The organism is Pseudomonas sp. NPDC088890 (genome assembly GCF_044900155.1).
In the GTDB taxonomy this organism is placed as follows: Bacteria; Pseudomonadota; Gammaproteobacteria; order Pseudomonadales; family Pseudomonadaceae; genus Aquipseudomonas; species Aquipseudomonas urmiensis.
The window spans coordinates 414,620-428,523 of the sequence record NZ_JBJDNG010000001.1 but is presented as its reverse complement, the minus strand read 5'-3'; the positions used below and the strand labels follow the sequence as shown (position 1 = coordinate 428,523).

Annotated in this window: 11 protein-coding genes; 4 read left to right on the top strand and 7 right to left on the bottom strand. The window is 61.9% G+C overall.

What is annotated here, in order from left to right:
* Positions 1 to 31 precede the first annotated feature (31 nt).
* Positions 32 to 937 carry a DMT family transporter gene (locus tag ACI2JX_RS01935; RefSeq protein WP_404689230.1) on the bottom strand — a complete coding sequence of 302 codons (906 nt, stop codon included), beginning with the start codon at positions 935 to 937 and terminating at the stop codon, positions 32 to 34.
* A gap of 134 nt (positions 938 to 1,071) precedes the next feature.
* Between ACI2JX_RS01935 and ACI2JX_RS01930 the strand changes: the two genes are divergently transcribed.
* The 3 genes from ACI2JX_RS01930 to ACI2JX_RS01920 all read left to right on the top strand — a co-directional run bounded on the left by ACI2JX_RS01930 (position 1,072) and on the right by ACI2JX_RS01920 (position 4,276).
* Positions 1,072 to 1,512: an Lrp/AsnC family transcriptional regulator gene (locus ACI2JX_RS01930; protein ID WP_186556258.1), complete on the top strand. Its 441-nt coding sequence runs from the start codon at positions 1,072 to 1,074 to the stop codon at positions 1,510 to 1,512.
* A 486-nt stretch (positions 1,513 to 1,998) separates the two neighbouring features.
* Entirely contained in the window at positions 1,999 to 3,531 is a 1,533-nt protein-coding gene (locus tag ACI2JX_RS01925; protein WP_404689229.1) for an NCS1 family nucleobase:cation symporter-1, read from the top strand.
* A 16-nt stretch (positions 3,532 to 3,547) separates the two neighbouring features.
* The gene (locus ACI2JX_RS01920; protein WP_404689228.1) at positions 3,548 to 4,276 is read left to right on the top strand and encodes an aspartate/glutamate racemase family protein; all 729 of its coding nucleotides are present in this window, start codon (positions 3,548 to 3,550) and stop codon (positions 4,274 to 4,276) included.
* Between the two features lie 97 nt (positions 4,277 to 4,373).
* On the opposite strand, the gene ACI2JX_RS01915 is transcribed toward ACI2JX_RS01920, so the two are convergent.
* The 6 genes from ACI2JX_RS01915 to rlmKL form a co-directional block, all read right to left on the bottom strand.
* Complete coding sequence (locus ACI2JX_RS01915) at positions 4,374 to 5,576, bottom strand: D-amino acid dehydrogenase (RefSeq protein ID WP_404689227.1); 1,203 nt, start codon at positions 5,574 to 5,576, stop codon at positions 4,374 to 4,376.
* A 77-nt stretch (positions 5,577 to 5,653) separates the two neighbouring features.
* Entirely contained in the window at positions 5,654 to 6,313 is a 660-nt protein-coding gene (locus ACI2JX_RS01910; protein ID WP_404689226.1) for a histidine phosphatase family protein, read from the bottom strand.
* A 181-nt stretch (positions 6,314 to 6,494) separates the two neighbouring features.
* A complete protein-coding gene (locus tag ACI2JX_RS01905) occupies positions 6,495 to 6,833 on the bottom strand; it encodes an FKBP-type peptidyl-prolyl cis-trans isomerase (protein WP_312154985.1) in 339 nt (112 codons plus the stop codon).
* A gap of 171 nt (positions 6,834 to 7,004) precedes the next feature.
* Entirely contained in the window at positions 7,005 to 7,412 is a 408-nt protein-coding gene (locus ACI2JX_RS01900) for a GFA family protein (protein WP_404689225.1), read from the bottom strand.
* Between the two features lie 1,029 nt (positions 7,413 to 8,441).
* Positions 8,442 to 10,835 (bottom strand): diguanylate cyclase, encoded by a 2,394-nt coding sequence (locus tag ACI2JX_RS01895; protein WP_404689224.1) that lies wholly within the window; start codon positions 10,833 to 10,835, stop codon positions 8,442 to 8,444.
* A gap of 92 nt (positions 10,836 to 10,927) precedes the next feature.
* Positions 10,928 to 13,120, bottom strand: coding sequence for a bifunctional 23S rRNA (guanine(2069)-N(7))-methyltransferase RlmK/23S rRNA (guanine(2445)-N(2))-methyltransferase RlmL (gene rlmKL, locus ACI2JX_RS01890; protein WP_264233718.1), 2,193 nt, complete (start codon positions 13,118 to 13,120; stop codon positions 10,928 to 10,930).
* 547 nt (positions 13,121 to 13,667) lie between these two features.
* Here rlmKL and rmf point away from each other — a divergent pair.
* Positions 13,668 to 13,883 carry a ribosome modulation factor gene (gene rmf / locus ACI2JX_RS01885; protein WP_079227119.1) on the top strand — a complete coding sequence of 72 codons (216 nt, stop codon included), beginning with the start codon at positions 13,668 to 13,670 and terminating at the stop codon, positions 13,881 to 13,883.
* Positions 13,884 to 13,904: the final 21 nt, after the last annotated feature.

Genomic DNA, 13,904 nt, shown 5'->3' with positions numbered 1-13,904 from the left:
CAGTCATGCCCACATATTCGTCTGGCCAGGTTCAATCTGGCTTGAGCACCTCGACCCGTGGCGCCGGCTTGAACCACCAGCCCTGCTGCATGCCCGCAGCCGCCAGCAGGATCAGCGCTACGCCCAGCCACTGCAACGGCGCCAGCCGATGGCCGAAGGCGATCCAATCGACCAGGATCGCCGCGATGGGGTAGATGAACGACAGCGCGCCCGTCAGGGCCGTGGGCAGGCGTTGGATGGCGCTGTAGAGCAGCACGTACATCACCCCGGTATGCACGATGCCCAAGGTAATCAGGCTAGCCAGCGCCGACGGTTCAGCGGGCAGCCCGCCAAGCTTGACCCACGGCGCCAGCAGCAACACGCCTGTACTTACCTGGATCAGCGCGATCAAATGCGGGGGGGTGCCACTCAGACGCTTGATGATCAGCGCCGCCACGGCGTACAGCAAGGCCGCGCCCAAGGCCAGGGCAATGCCCAATAGATAGTCGTTGCCGCTACCCTGCCCGGCACCATGCGCGCTGACGATCGCCAACATGCCGAGAAACGCCACGCTCAGCCAGGTCAGCTTGGCCGCGGTGATCTTCTCGCCGAGAAACAGCGCCGCCAGCCCCACCAGCATGAAAGGCTGCACGTTGTACACCGCCGTACCGATGGCGATCGAGGCGCGTGAGTAGGAGGCGAACAGCAGTACCCAGTTGCCGACGATGGCCACGCCGCTGGCGATCGCCAGCAGGAACGCAGTGCGGCCGATCACCCCTGGCTTGAGAAAACCCAAGCCTGCGCAAATCAGCAGCAAGGTGCCGGCGCCGAATACGCAGCGCCAGAACACCACCTCCAGTACCGGCTGCCCAGACACCAGCACGAACCAGCCGATGGTCCCGGAAATCAGCATGGCGACCATCATTTCCACAGAGCCACGGCGCACTGAACTGTCCATCTCACACCTCCGCTTGACGATGGCCACAGTATGACGAGGGTCAAGCGCTACCTTCCAGCGGATAACCAAGGCTAAATGTCAGAATCGCCTTTACTATCAAGGCGAATCACCAATTTTGCCTGACGAGGTTAAAGATGACCGACGCTATAGACCAGCTGTTGATCAATGCCCTGATGGAAGACTCCCGCCGCTCGCTCAAAGCCCTGGCGCAGATCAGCGGGTTGTCTGCGCCCAGCGTCAGCGAGCGCCTGCGCCGTTTGGAGGAGCGAGGCGTGTTACGCGGCTACACGGTAGACGTCGACCCGCGCAGTTTCGGCTACCAGTTGCAGGCTATCGTGCGCATCCGGCCATTGCCTGGGCAGTTACAGGAAGTGGAGCGGCAGATCATTGCCATCCCCGAGTTCACCGAGTGCGACAAGGTCACCGGTGAAGATTGCTTCATCGCCAGGTTGCATGTGCGCTCGATGGAGCAACTCGACACCTTGCTCGATCGGATCAATGTGCTGGCTGAAACCAATACCGCGATCATCAAGAAGAGCCCGGTAAAACGCCGGCTACCGCCGATGGGCGAATAGCCTTATAGCGACGGCGCTAGCCCGCCCCAGGCGAGTATCCGGCTAATCCTATTGACTATTTTTTGTACACAAGAATGTCACTATAAGTGCCATTTTTGTGTGCACTTAGGTGAAGTAACGCACCACTAGGTTACATTGGACCCGAATAAAAAATTGACCACTTGATCAACTAAAAAACTCCTGAAAAAATAAAAACTGTTCATTTGGTCAACTTATAATTCCTTATTTTCATTAGGTTATATTAAAAAAAGACAGAATCAGATTACTGGCCTGCTTAAACTTGTATTGTTCCTGGCATGGAACTGGCTTTTGTGTGTTTGTGTTTTGTATACAAAGTTTACGAAACATAAATACACAATAACGCAGCGCCTGATCCTTAGGGCCGCTGCCTCGAGAACCCAGTGATGCCACTGCCTGCAACGATGAGATGACGAGCCCGTGCAGCTCGCCCGCTTATCGCCGGCAGCCGCATCAGGAGCCGCCGGAATGAGTAGCAGCCTCGACCTTGCCCCTGAACTATCCGTCGCCAGCACCTCCCCCACCTCGACCTTGGCCGGCCATGCGCCCGAGCTTGAACTCAGCCCGCGGCTGCACAACCGCGACCTCGCCCCGACCCGCAGCGAAGGTCGCCGCTGGGGGGGCTACAGCATCTTTGCCCTGTGGACCAACGATGTGCACAACATCGCCAACTACTCGTTCGCCATGGGTTTGTTCGCCCTCGGCCTGGGTGGCTGGCAGATCCTGCTATCGCTGACCATTGGCGCGGCGCTGGTGTACTTCTTCATGAACCTCTCCGGGTACATGGGGCAGAAGACCGGCGTGCCGTTCCCGGTGATCAGCCGGATCGCCTTCGGCATCCACGGCGCGCAAATTCCGGCACTGATCCGCGCGGTGATCGCCATCGCCTGGTTCGGTATCCAGACCTACCTGGCTTCGGTGGTGCTGCGGGTGTTGCTCACTGCGGTATGGCCGCAAGTGGCCGCCTATGATCAGGACAGCATTCTCGGGCTGTCGAGCCTGGGTTGGCTGTGCTTCGTGGCGATCTGGCTGGTGCAGCTGGTGATCCTCGCTTACGGCATGGAGATGGTCCGTCGTTACGAGGCGTTTGCCGGCCCGGTGATCCTGCTCACCGTGGCGAGCCTGGCTGGGTGGATGTACTTTCAGGCCGATACGCGCATTGCCTGGTCGGTGGCCGAGCCACTGAGCGGTTATGAGATGTGGCGCAATATTTTTGCCGGTGGTGCGCTGTGGCTGGCGATCTACGGCACCCTGGTGCTGAACTTCTGCGACTTCGCCCGCTCCTCGCCGTGCCGCAAGACCATCCGCGTCGGTAACTTCTGGGGGCTGCCGGTGAACATCCTGGTGTTCGCGGTGATCACCGTGGTGCTGTGCGGTGCGCAGTTCCAGATCAACGGCCAGGTGATCGACAGCCCGACCCAGATCGTCGCTACCATCCCGAGCACGCCGTTTCTGGTACTGGGCTGCCTGGCCTTCCTGATCGTCACGGTGGCGGTAAACATCATGGCCAACTTCGTGGCGCCGGCCTTCGTGCTCAGCAACCTTGCCCCCCGGCACCTGAACTTCCGCCGCGCAGGCCTGATCAGCGCAACCCTGGCGGTGCTGATCCTGCCGTGGAACCTGTACAACAGCCCGCTGGTGATCGTGTACTTCCTGTCTGGCCTGGGCGCCCTGCTCGGCCCGCTGTACGGGGTGATCATGGCCGACTACTGGCTGCTGCGCAAAGGCCGGATCAACGTGCCAGAGCTGTACAGCGAAAACCCAGCCGGCGCCTATCACTACACCCGTGGCGTCAACCTGCGGGCAGTGGCGGTGTTCGTTCCGGCGGCGCTGCTGGCGATCGTCCTGGCCCTGGTCCCGAGCTTCCACAGCATTGCGCCGTTCTCCTGGCTGATCGGTGCTGGCATCGCTGCCGCATTGTACCTGCTGATCGCTCCGCGCAATCGCCAATACCACGATGTCAGCGGCGAGTGCATCGCCGTCGACCACAGCAGCCATTGATCAAGGAGGAAGGTGCATGCGCATTCTGATCGTCAACGTCAACACCACCGAAGCCATCACCGAGGCCATTGCCGAACAGGCACGCAGCGTCGCTTCGGCCGGCACCGAGATCGTCGGCCTGACGCCCTGGTTCGGCGCCGAATCGGTCGAAGGCAACTTTGAAAGCTATTTGGCGGCGATCGCCGTGATGGACCGGGTCATGGCCTATGATCAGCCCTATGACGCGGTGATCCAGGCCGGCTATGGCGAACATGGCCGCGAGGGCCTGCAAGAGCTGCTAAACGTGCCAGTGGTGGACATCACCGACGCGGCCGCCAGCACCGCGATGTACCTGGGCCATGCCTACTCGGTAGTGACCACCCTGGATCGCACCGTGCCCTTGATCGAAGACCGCCTGAAGCTCTCCGGCCTGTATGAGCGCTGCGCCTCGGTGCGTGCCAGCGGGCTGGCAGTGCTCGAGCTTGAGGCCGATCCGCAGCGAGCGGTCGAGGCAATTGTCGAGCAGGCCGCACGAGCGGTGCAGGATGACAAGGCCGAGGTGATCTGCCTGGGCTGCGGCGGCATGGCCGGGTTGGATGAGCAGATCCGCCAGCGCACTGGCGTGCCGGTGGTCGATGGCGTCAGTGCGGCGGTGACCATTGCCGAGTCGCTGGTGCGGATGGGCTTGAGCACTTCCAAGGTACGGACCTATGCGACGCCGCGGGTGAAGAAGGTGGTGGGCTGGCCGATGCGGTTCGGCCGCTAGGATCGTAGTCGCCTGTACCGGCCTCATCGCGGGCAAGCCCGCTCCTACAGGCCCTGTAGGAGCGGGCTTGCCCGCGATGAGGCCGGTACAAACACCATCACTCCCGACAGTTAATGAGCTGGGCTAGCCGCTGAGCACTGCCACAAGCCAAGGTGAACCCCAAGGCCCCATGCCCCAGGTTCACCCACACATTGCGATACGCCGTAGCGCCGAGAATCGGCACCCCGGTGGGTGTCGCCGGGCGCATCCCGGCCCACTCCACCGCCTGCCGATAATCCGCCGCCTCAGGCAACGTCGCCTGTGCCAAGCGCTGCATGCTGCACAACCTGCGCGGATCGACTGCATCGTCGAAGCCAACGATATCCACCATCGCCGCCACCCTCAGCTGATTCTCCAGCCGGGCATAGACGATCTTGCGCTCATAGTCAGTGACACTCACCTGCGGAGCCCGATGCTGCGCCAGCACTGGCGCAGTCAGGCTATAGCCCTTGAGCGGATAGATCGGCAGCTTCAGCCCCGGCAGCGCCAAGCTCGGGCTGCGATGTCCGGCACACAACAGCAGGTGCTCGACGTCCAGCTGCCCAGCAGCCAGTTCCACTGCCGTCACCCGCCTGCCATCGTGCCGCAGCCCGGTAACCGCCTGGCCCAGGCGAAACTCACATTGCCCTGAAGCGCGCAGACGCTGCGCCAGCACCTGGCAGAAGCGATGACAGTCAGCGACTTCTTCGTCTGCGGTATACACCCCGCCAATGAACGGCGCATCGGCCAGCGCCGCGTCGAGCGCGCCAAGCTCGGCGCCAGCGAAAATCTGTTGAGTGGCCGGGTCGAGCCGATGCGCGCAAGCCCGAGAGAACGCCGCCTGGGTGCGAAACGCAACCAACTTGCCGTTGCGTCGCCAGGCAAATCCGTGCAGATGGTCCTCTTCGCGCCAACGCGCCATGACCGCCTGGCTGTGCAACGCCAGTTCAAGCAACTGGGCAGCATTGCGGCGGTTGACCGAGCCGCGACACGCCGCCACGAAGGCCGCCAACCAACGCCACTGGGCAGGGTCCAGACGCAGGCGCAGGCGCAACGGCGAGTCACCGCGCAGCAACCAGCCCAACGCCTGCCACGGCACACCGGTGTCGGCCAGCGGCGCCACGTAGCGATAAGACAACTGCCCGCCATTGGCAAAGCTGGTGGCGCTGGCCAGGCTGTCGCGCGCTTCGATCAGCTCGACCTGGCAGCCTTCACGCACCAGCGCGTAGGCGCTGGCCAGGCCGATCACCCCACCGCCAATCACGGTTACCCGCTTGCCCATGCCCTGCTCCTTGCTCGAATCCACCGCACAAGCATCGCAGATTCCGGGCTGCGCTCACCAGCCAGGGCCAGCCCTGATCAGGTCGGGCAGGTCTTCTTGCCACCATCCAGGCCCTGGCGCACATTGCGGCTGAGCAGGCTGGCTTCGCCGTCGTGCCAGGTCAGGGTGAGCACGTACAGGGTGTCGAAATCGTCATTGTTCCAGTCCTGGGTGATCACCCGCTCATCACCCAGGGCTTTGCCGGCCACGGCGTTGATCAGGTCCGGCAAGTAGCCGTGCGACCAGGCGGTGTAGACCGTGGCGTTGCGATACTTGTCGCTCAATAACTCGTCGGCCAGTTCGTCGTAATCATTGGCGCCGAAGTCGATATTGACCGGCAGGCCCAGGCGGATGGCGCTGGGGGTGATGGTCATCAAGGGACGAATGTAGCTGTAGCGCAGGTCCTGGCTGCCCTCCTCGACATGCCGGGAAGGATTGGCGGCGAACACGTAGTCGGCATCACCGAAACGCTCGGGCAGCAAAGTGGCCAGGTCCAGGGCGCGATTGAGTCCCTGGCAGTTCAACTGACCCAGGCCCTCGCCGGGCTTTTCGGCGTGACGCAGGAAAACCAGGGTCTGCGTACCATCGGCGGGCTGGTCGTGACTTTCCACCACATCCAGGCTCAAGGGTACGAGAATCGCGGCGAGCGCCGCGGCGAGAAACAGATGACGGCGTCGCATAAGCTGCGGCAACTTCATGGCGATGGACTCATCCGGCAAAAAAAAGGGAGGCGTCCGTGCCTGCGTTCCATGCTCGTCGCCCGGGGCGAGTTGCACACCAACTCCCAGACGAGGCCCATCCTTGACCGCCTTGGGTGAGCAAAATTCACTTTAGGGCGGTAACTTTGCCAAATGAAGTCGTTACCGGGACACGTTGGTGTCAGTCGTCGCGGGTCAGGACTTCGAGCAGTTCGATCTCGAACGTAAGGTCCGAGTTGGCCGGGATGGCGCCGACCGTGCGCTCGCCATAACCCAGGTGCGCCGGCACCTGCAGCTTGCGCTTGCCACCCACACGCATGCCCATCAGGCCCTGGTCCCAGCCCTTGATGACGCGACCGGTGCCGATCACGCACTGAAACGGCTTGCCACGCGACCAGGACGAGTCGAACTCGCTGCCGTCAGCCAGCCAGCCGGTGTATTGGGTGGTGATCAGGGCACCTTTGACCACGGCCTTGCCGTCGCCGGGCTCAAGGTCAATGATCTGCAATGGGTCGCTCATGGCGTTCTCTCTAAGGGCAAACGTAGGGCGCCGTTTTCTCAGGAATGCACTGGTTTGGCAAGCTCAGGCGGCGCCTCGTGCTGGCGCATCGACCACAGCACACCGCCAATCACCAGCACCATCGCCGCCGCTTCCAGTACGTTGCCGAATGGCTGTGGTGCCAGGTGTGAGCTAGCTCAGCTCATCGAAGGCTTGCTGGCCGGTCAGCTCCCGGGTCTGGTTTTTGAAGCAATACCAGGCGGGTTTCTGTTCGACGAATATCTGCAGGTCGAAGTCCCAGGCTTCCTCGCCATCGAGCAGGCCGACGGGGATAGCGTAGAAGTCATTGGCCTTGAGCCGGTAGTACAAATGGGTGCCACATTTGCCGCAGAAACCGCGTTGTGCCCAGTCGGAGGAATCGTAGACGCTTGGCGCGCGGCCTTCGATCAGTGGGGGGTTGCTGCAGTGTACGACCAGCAGTGGGCCGCCGGTCCATTTGCGGCACATGCTGCAGTGGCAGGCGCTGATCTGGGTGTTGTCGATGGTCGCGCTCAGGTGGGTTTCGCCGCAGAGGCAGGTGCCGGTTTTTTCCAGGGGCATGGCGGGGGTCCTCGGGGGTGGGCGGGAGCTTGGGAGTATAGACATTGGGCATTTTTTGGACGTGGGCTTATCCATTCGATGTGGCGATACCACTGGCCCCTTCCGCCCTTACGGCGGCTTACTTTTCTCTTGGGAAAAGTAAGCAAAACCGCTCGCTCCTACATACGGTCCTACGCTGCGCTTCGGGTCCCTTCGCGCCGGCGCCTTCCGGGCCCGCGCGGCCTACGATTTGCTGCGCAAATCTACATCTCGCGCCCTCGGCTACGCCGAAGGGTGCTAGCGCACCTGGCCCTCCAGACGCCTCTGCTCAGCCTCCTGAAGTCGCGAATCTGCGTCGCCTGGAATTGCGCGCACGAACATCAAGAGCAGGCGAATCGCTGCGCTCTCGCCAAAGCCAAAGCCAAAGCCGAAGCCAAAATTTGATTTTTCTGTTTTGTGTTGTTTGTTCTGGCCTCTTCGCGGGCAAGCCCGCTCCCACAGGGTTTGCGGGATTCGCAGCATCTGCGTGGTGTCAGTGCTGGCTCAACGCTGGACTTAAATCTACGCGGTACCTGTGGGAGCGGGCTTGCCCGCGAAGAGGCCAGAGCATCCACCACACCTGTCACTATCGCCAGATAACGCCAGCCCAGTCGCCGCCACTAACTTCGCGACTTCAGGAGGCCGAGCGTAGGTGTCTGAAGGGCCAGGTGCGCAGCACCCTTCGGCGCAGCCGAAGGCGCGAGATGTAGATTTGCGCAGCAAATCGTAGGCCGCGCGGGCCCGGAAGGCACCGAAGCGAGGGGACCCGAAGCGCAGCGTAGGGCCGGATGGTGGAGCGCACGGCTTTTGGTTACTTTTGGCCACGACCAAAAGTGACCCGCCGTAAGGGCGGAAGGGTGCCGAAATATCACCATCGTGAATGGATAATCACACAAAACACATTGAATCAGACAAATCAGGAAATCAGGAAATCAGGAAATCAGGAAATCAGGAAATCAGGAAATCAGGAAATCAGGAAATCAGGAAATCAGGAAATCAGCCACTACCCCCTCAAAGCAACACCACCTCAACCCGATCCCGACCCGCCTGTTTAGCCGCATAAACCCCAGCATCCGCCCGCAACAACAAAGCATCAGCCCCCTCCCCCGCCCGCCACCCAGCCACCCCAAAACTCGCAGTAACCCGCCCAACCCCCTCAATCGTCAAACTCCGCACCCCCTGCCACAACTCCAACGCCAACCACCGCGCCTGTTCAGCATCACTCCCCGGACACAGCACCATGAACTCCTCCCCACCCAACCTGCAAAACACATCGCTACGGCGCAACCGCTGGCCAATATGCTGGCACAGGCTGCGCAACACATGGTCACCCACCGCATGCCCATGCTCATCGTTGATGCGCTTGAAATGGTCGATATCGAGCATGATCACCGCCAGCTCCAGACCATCACGCTGAGCCCGTTCCAGCTCGCTCTTGAGCCGTTCCTGGAAGTAGCGCCGATTATGAATACCGGTCAGCACATCGGTGATCGACAGCGCTCGCAGCTCTTCCTCAACCCGCTTGGTGTCAGATACATCCGTCAGATAGCCATGCCACAGGGTGCAGCCGTTATCGCCAATCTCCGGCGTCGCCTCGCCCCTCACCCAGCGCAGCCCGGCCCGCGGCAGAATCACGCGATACTCCTCCCGCCACGGCGACAGATGCTCGGCCGAGTAGCGCACCGAACGCCGTACCCGCTCCAGATCGTCCGGATGAATGCGCTCGAATACAACCGTCGCATCTTCGCCCAACAACTGCAGGTCGACCTCGTAGATGTCGTACAAACCCTGGCTGGCATAGGGAAAGCACGAATGTCCATCGACATCCAGGCGGTACTGGTAGATACCACCGGGCACCTCGGCGCTGAGCTTTTCCAGCAGCCGATCACGCGCAGCGAGCGCCTCATGCACCCGACGCCGCTCGGTCACGTCGATACAAATCGCCAGATAGCCCACCCACAAGCCCTGCTCGTCGAGCACCGCAGTCACCAGCATATTGGCCAACAAGTGGCTGCCGTCCTTGCGCACCAAAGTCCACTCGCCGGGCTCTGCGCTGGGCTCTTGCACGGTTTCGGCGAACATCGCCTGGCCGCCGGCGATCTCCCGCCCGTAACGCACGGTCAAGGCATGCGCTCGCTGGCCGAGTTCTTCAGCTTCGACCAGGTCGGCAAGGTTCAGCTGACCCACCGCCTCACCGGCCGCGTAGCCCAGCATGCGTTCGGCGCCGGCATTGAAGGTGCTGACCACACCCTTGAGGCTGGTAGCGATGATTGCCACCTGGGTCGCGGCATCGAGCACACCGCGTAACTGATTGTGGGTGCCGCGCAGGGATTGTTCACTGATGCGCAATTGCGCCGTGCGCTGTTCGACCAGCCGCAAGGCGCGCTGACGTTGGCTGAACAGGCTGTACAGCAAGGCGCTGAGCAACACGCTCAGCAGACCTCCGAGCAATGCCACTGTGTGCACTGCCGAAGAACGGTTGGCCTGCAAAAAAGCCTGGCTGGGCCGGATCGACAGCTGGTAGTGATGATCGGCCAAATGCAGCAAGTGGTTGCTGGCCATCGGGATTTGCGCGACCGGATTCTGCGAGTCGTACAGCACTTCCTGACCATTGCTCCCGGAGGTGTCGAGGATGCGCACCACCAGGTTATCGTCGACCGGCGGCGGCAGGCCCTCGGCGATCAGCTGGCGCATGCTCAGCAGCGCCATGACATAGCCGCTGGGCGCATTGTCTGGCCCGCGCTCGGCGAAGACTGGCGCCACCATCAGCAGGCCACGGGTATACACCGGCTCGACATTGATCATGTCCAACGGGGCCGACACCGCCATGCTCCCCGGCGCCGACGCTCGCGCCAATGTGGCTTCACGCAGTGGCTGGCCGAGCAGATCCAAGCCATAAGGCTGCCCCTGCAACGTGGCCGCTTGGGTATAGAGCACGGGATAAAAACGCTCGCGCGCCGCTGCTGGCTGCAACACGCCTTGCGCGTCCTGGTCGCGGATGTGATAAGGCTGGCCGAGCCAGGCACTGGCCTGACGCTCGAAGCTTTCTCGCTGCCCGGCCTCTACCCTGGGTGCCCAGGAATAGGCTTGGGTGCGATGCAACAGCGGTTTGACGTAGCCATCGAACTCACGCGGGGTGATTTCGCTTGAGTAGCTGAAGAATCGGCGCAGCCCGTCCAGGCGCTGCTCCTGATCATCGAAGCGCTCGGCGATGCGGCTGTAGCGCTCATTGGCCAGCAGCTCGAAGCGCTGGCGCAACTGCTGCTTGTAGAAGGTCTGTGCGGCAATGGCCAGGGCGGCCGTGAGCAGGCCGCCAGCCACCAGGGCCACCAGGGCGACCGCCCACGCGGACAGCGCCTGGCTGAACAGGCCGAACACCTTCGCACGCACGCCACACTTGGACATAGAGCATTCTCGTCACGTCAGCGTCCTGCGAATTGTCCGGCCCTAGCTATTTATAGCCATTGGCCACTAGCGACGCAATGTACCTCGTCGCCTCAACGCAGTTGCAAACGCCATGCCCGGTGAATCTTGCTGTTACGCGCAAAGTCCGGGTCGACGGTCTGAGCGCTGATCTCCTCCACGGCGTAGCGTGCGCTCAGGCTCTCGTCGAGCTGGAACTTGCGGAAGTTGTTGGAGAAGTACAGCACGCCACCCGGCGCCAGACGGGCCAGGGCCAGGTCGAGCAACTGCACGTGGTCCCGCTGCACATCGAACACGCCTTCCATACGCTTGGAGTTGGAGAAGGTGGGTGGGTCGATGAAGATCAGGTCGTAGCTCTCGCGGCAGTTCTCCAGCCAGGCCATTACATCGCCCTGCTCCAGGCGATGGCGATCGGAATAGCCATTGAGCGACAGGTTGCGACGCGCCCAGTCCAGGTAGGTCTTGGACAGGTCGACGCTGGTGGTGTCGCGCGCGCCGCCTTTGGCGGCATGCACAGTGGCAGTGGCGGTGTAGCAGAACAGGTTGAGGAAGCGCTTGCCGGCAGCCTCGCGCTGGATGCGCATGCGCATCGGGCGATGGTCGAGGAACAGCCCGGTGTCCAGGTAGTCGGTGAGGTTGACCAGCAGCTTGACGCCACCTTCGTTGACTTCCTGGAAGCGCCCTTCGGTAGCCTGACGCTCATACTGGCGGGTGCCACTCTGGCGCTCGCGACGCTTGAGCACCACACGCTGCGGATCGATGCCCAGCGCCTGGGGAATGGCCGCCAGTGCATCGAGCAAACGGCCTTGGGCCTTATCCGGGTCGATCGAGCGCGGTGCGGCGTATTCCTGCACGTGCACCCAGTCCTGATAGAGATCGACCGCCAGGGCGTACTCGGGCATGTCGGCGTCATACAGGCGGTAGCAATCGACCTGCTCGCGGCGGGCCCACTTGCCCAGTTGCTTGAGATTTTTCTGCAAGCGGTTGGCGAACATCTGCGCGCCTTCGGACAACCGCGCCGGTTCGCTGGCCACCGCCAGCTGACGCGGGCTGTCGACTTCTTGCGACTCGGACGAGCGTCGCTCGCCAGTGACGAACTGATCTGGTTGAACCTTGAACAGCAGCAATTTGCACGGCAGCGCGCCGTTCCAGAAAGCGTATTGCTTGTGGCTGCGGATCCCCATGCGCTTGCCCAGCTCAGGCGCACCGGTGAACACCGCAGCTTGCCAACCCAGGCAGGCCTGGCGCAGGCGTTCGCCAAGGTTCTGGTAGAGGTAGAGCAAGCTAGCTTCGTCACCGAGGCGCTCGCCATATGGCGGGTTGCTGATGACCAGGCCTTTTTGATTCTGGTCAGGACGCGGCTCGAAGCTGCCGACTTCACCCTGATAGATCTTCACCCAGTCCGCCAGGCCGGCACGCTCGACGTTGTTGCGCCCCGGTTGGATCAGCCGGGGATCGGCTTCATAACCACGAATCCACAGCGGTGGCTTGGCCAAGCCAGCCTCGGCGCGGGCTGCCGCCTCGTCGTGCACCTTGCGCCACAGCGCCGGCACGTGGCCGAGCCAGGCGCTGAAACCCCAACGCTCGCGCTTGAGGTTGGGGGCGATGTCGGCGGCGATCATCGCCGCTTCGACCAGGAAGGTCCCCACACCGCACATCGGGTCGGCCAGGGCGCCGCCTTCAGCGGCAATCCGCGGCCAGCCGGCGCGGATCAGCACGGCAGCCGCGAGGTTTTCTTTCAGCGGCGCGGCGCCTTGCTGCAGGCGGTAGCCACGCTGGTGCAAGCTGTGCCCGGAAAGGTCGAGCGAGAGGATCGCCTCGCCACGGTCCAGGCGCAGGTGCACGCGCAGGTCCGGGTTGAGCTTGTCCACCGAAGGACGCAGCCCTTCACGGTTACGCAGTTTGTCGACAATCGCGTCCTTGACCTTCAAGGCGCCGAAGTGGGTGTTGTCGATCCCCGAACCATGCCCGCTGAACTCCACGGCCAGGGTGCCATCGGCGGTCAGATGATCCTGCCAGTCGACGGCGTTGACGCCGTCGTACAGATCATCGGCGTTCTTCATCGAGAAGCGCTTGAGGACCAGCAGCACGCGGTTGCCCAGGCGCGACCAAAGGCACAGGCGGTAGGCGGTTTCCATGTCGGCCTCGCCACGAATCGCCGAGGTGTGCTCACGCACCTCCTCCAGACCAAGGCCACGGGCCTCTTCGGCAAGCAGGCCTTCCAGGCCCTTGGGGCAGGTGAGATAAAGTTCGAAACGGTCCGACATGAGTAATCCAGAGCCTTTGGCTATTTAAGTGACGGGTCGACGCATCGTCCCGCCGATGTTTACCCGAGCGCCCTTTTCACAGGCGCTCGGGTGGCGCTGCGTGCAGAGCAAGCGCCAGGCCACCCGACAGTTAAACGCTCCACCTGGGTGAAAACGCTTTGATCGTCGGGCAGTGTGAAAATTTCGTGGGTTCGCGGGGAAGGCGTGACCCTTCGTCGCATTACCAATTATTTCAGTCATGTGCCGGAAACAATGGCCAAATGACTGCAACCACCACTAAACCCTGATCATAGCGGGCTAAAGCCTAAACAGGGTTGAGTCGCATTTATTTACTTATCCTTTCATCGGCAGAAAGGTTACGTCCTTATGACAAATCGATCATTCACACTGTGACTCGCATTCGTTAGAACTGAACTCAGGTCGTTTCGCAATGGAACGACACTTCTGCTCGCGACGCCGGCAGCGAGCGCAAAACCGGCAGAAAGATTCTGCCCGGCCTCAGAGAGGCCGACGGGACATTACAGTCAACAAGTGAGGGCAACACCCTATGAGAAGACTTAAGCGTGATCCGTTGGAAAGAGCATATTCACGTGGCTACCAGTATGGGGTCACCGGCAAATCTCGCGAACTTTGCCCCTTCACCCTTCCATCCGTTCGCCAGGCCTGGATCAACGGCTGGCGCGAAGGTCGCGGAGATAACTGGGACGGTATGACCGGCACCGCTGGCATCCATAGACTCAACGAAAATCACGCCGTTGGCTGAACGAGGACATTGAATTCGAGT

Excerpts from the sequence above, each read along its gene's own strand:
- rmf (WP_079227119.1), top strand. The coding sequence starts at position 13,668 with ATGAGAAGACTTAAGCGTGATCCGTTGGAAAGAGCATATTCACGTGGC.
- ACI2JX_RS01900 (WP_404689225.1), bottom strand. The coding sequence starts at position 7,412 with ATGCCCCTGGAAAAAACCGGCACCTGCCTCTGCGGCGAAACCCACCTG.
- ACI2JX_RS01925 (WP_404689229.1), top strand. The coding sequence starts at position 1,999 with ATGAGTAGCAGCCTCGACCTTGCCCCTGAACTATCCGTCGCCAGCACC.
- ACI2JX_RS01915 (WP_404689227.1), bottom strand. The coding sequence starts at position 5,576 with ATGGGCAAGCGGGTAACCGTGATTGGCGGTGGGGTGATCGGCCTGGCC.
- ACI2JX_RS01935 (WP_404689230.1), bottom strand. The coding sequence starts at position 937 with ATGGACAGTTCAGTGCGCCGTGGCTCTGTGGAAATGATGGTCGCCATG.
- ACI2JX_RS01920 (WP_404689228.1), top strand. The coding sequence starts at position 3,548 with ATGCGCATTCTGATCGTCAACGTCAACACCACCGAAGCCATCACCGAG.
- ACI2JX_RS01905 (WP_312154985.1), bottom strand. The coding sequence starts at position 6,833 with ATGAGCGACCCATTGCAGATCATTGACCTTGAGCCCGGCGACGGCAAG.
- ACI2JX_RS01930 (WP_186556258.1), top strand. The coding sequence starts at position 1,072 with ATGACCGACGCTATAGACCAGCTGTTGATCAATGCCCTGATGGAAGAC.
- ACI2JX_RS01895 (WP_404689224.1), bottom strand. The coding sequence starts at position 10,835 with ATGTCCAAGTGTGGCGTGCGTGCGAAGGTGTTCGGCCTGTTCAGCCAG.
- ACI2JX_RS01910 (WP_404689226.1), bottom strand. The coding sequence starts at position 6,313 with ATGAAGTTGCCGCAGCTTATGCGACGCCGTCATCTGTTTCTCGCCGCG.
- rlmKL (WP_264233718.1), bottom strand. The coding sequence starts at position 13,120 with ATGTCGGACCGTTTCGAACTTTATCTCACCTGCCCCAAGGGCCTGGAA.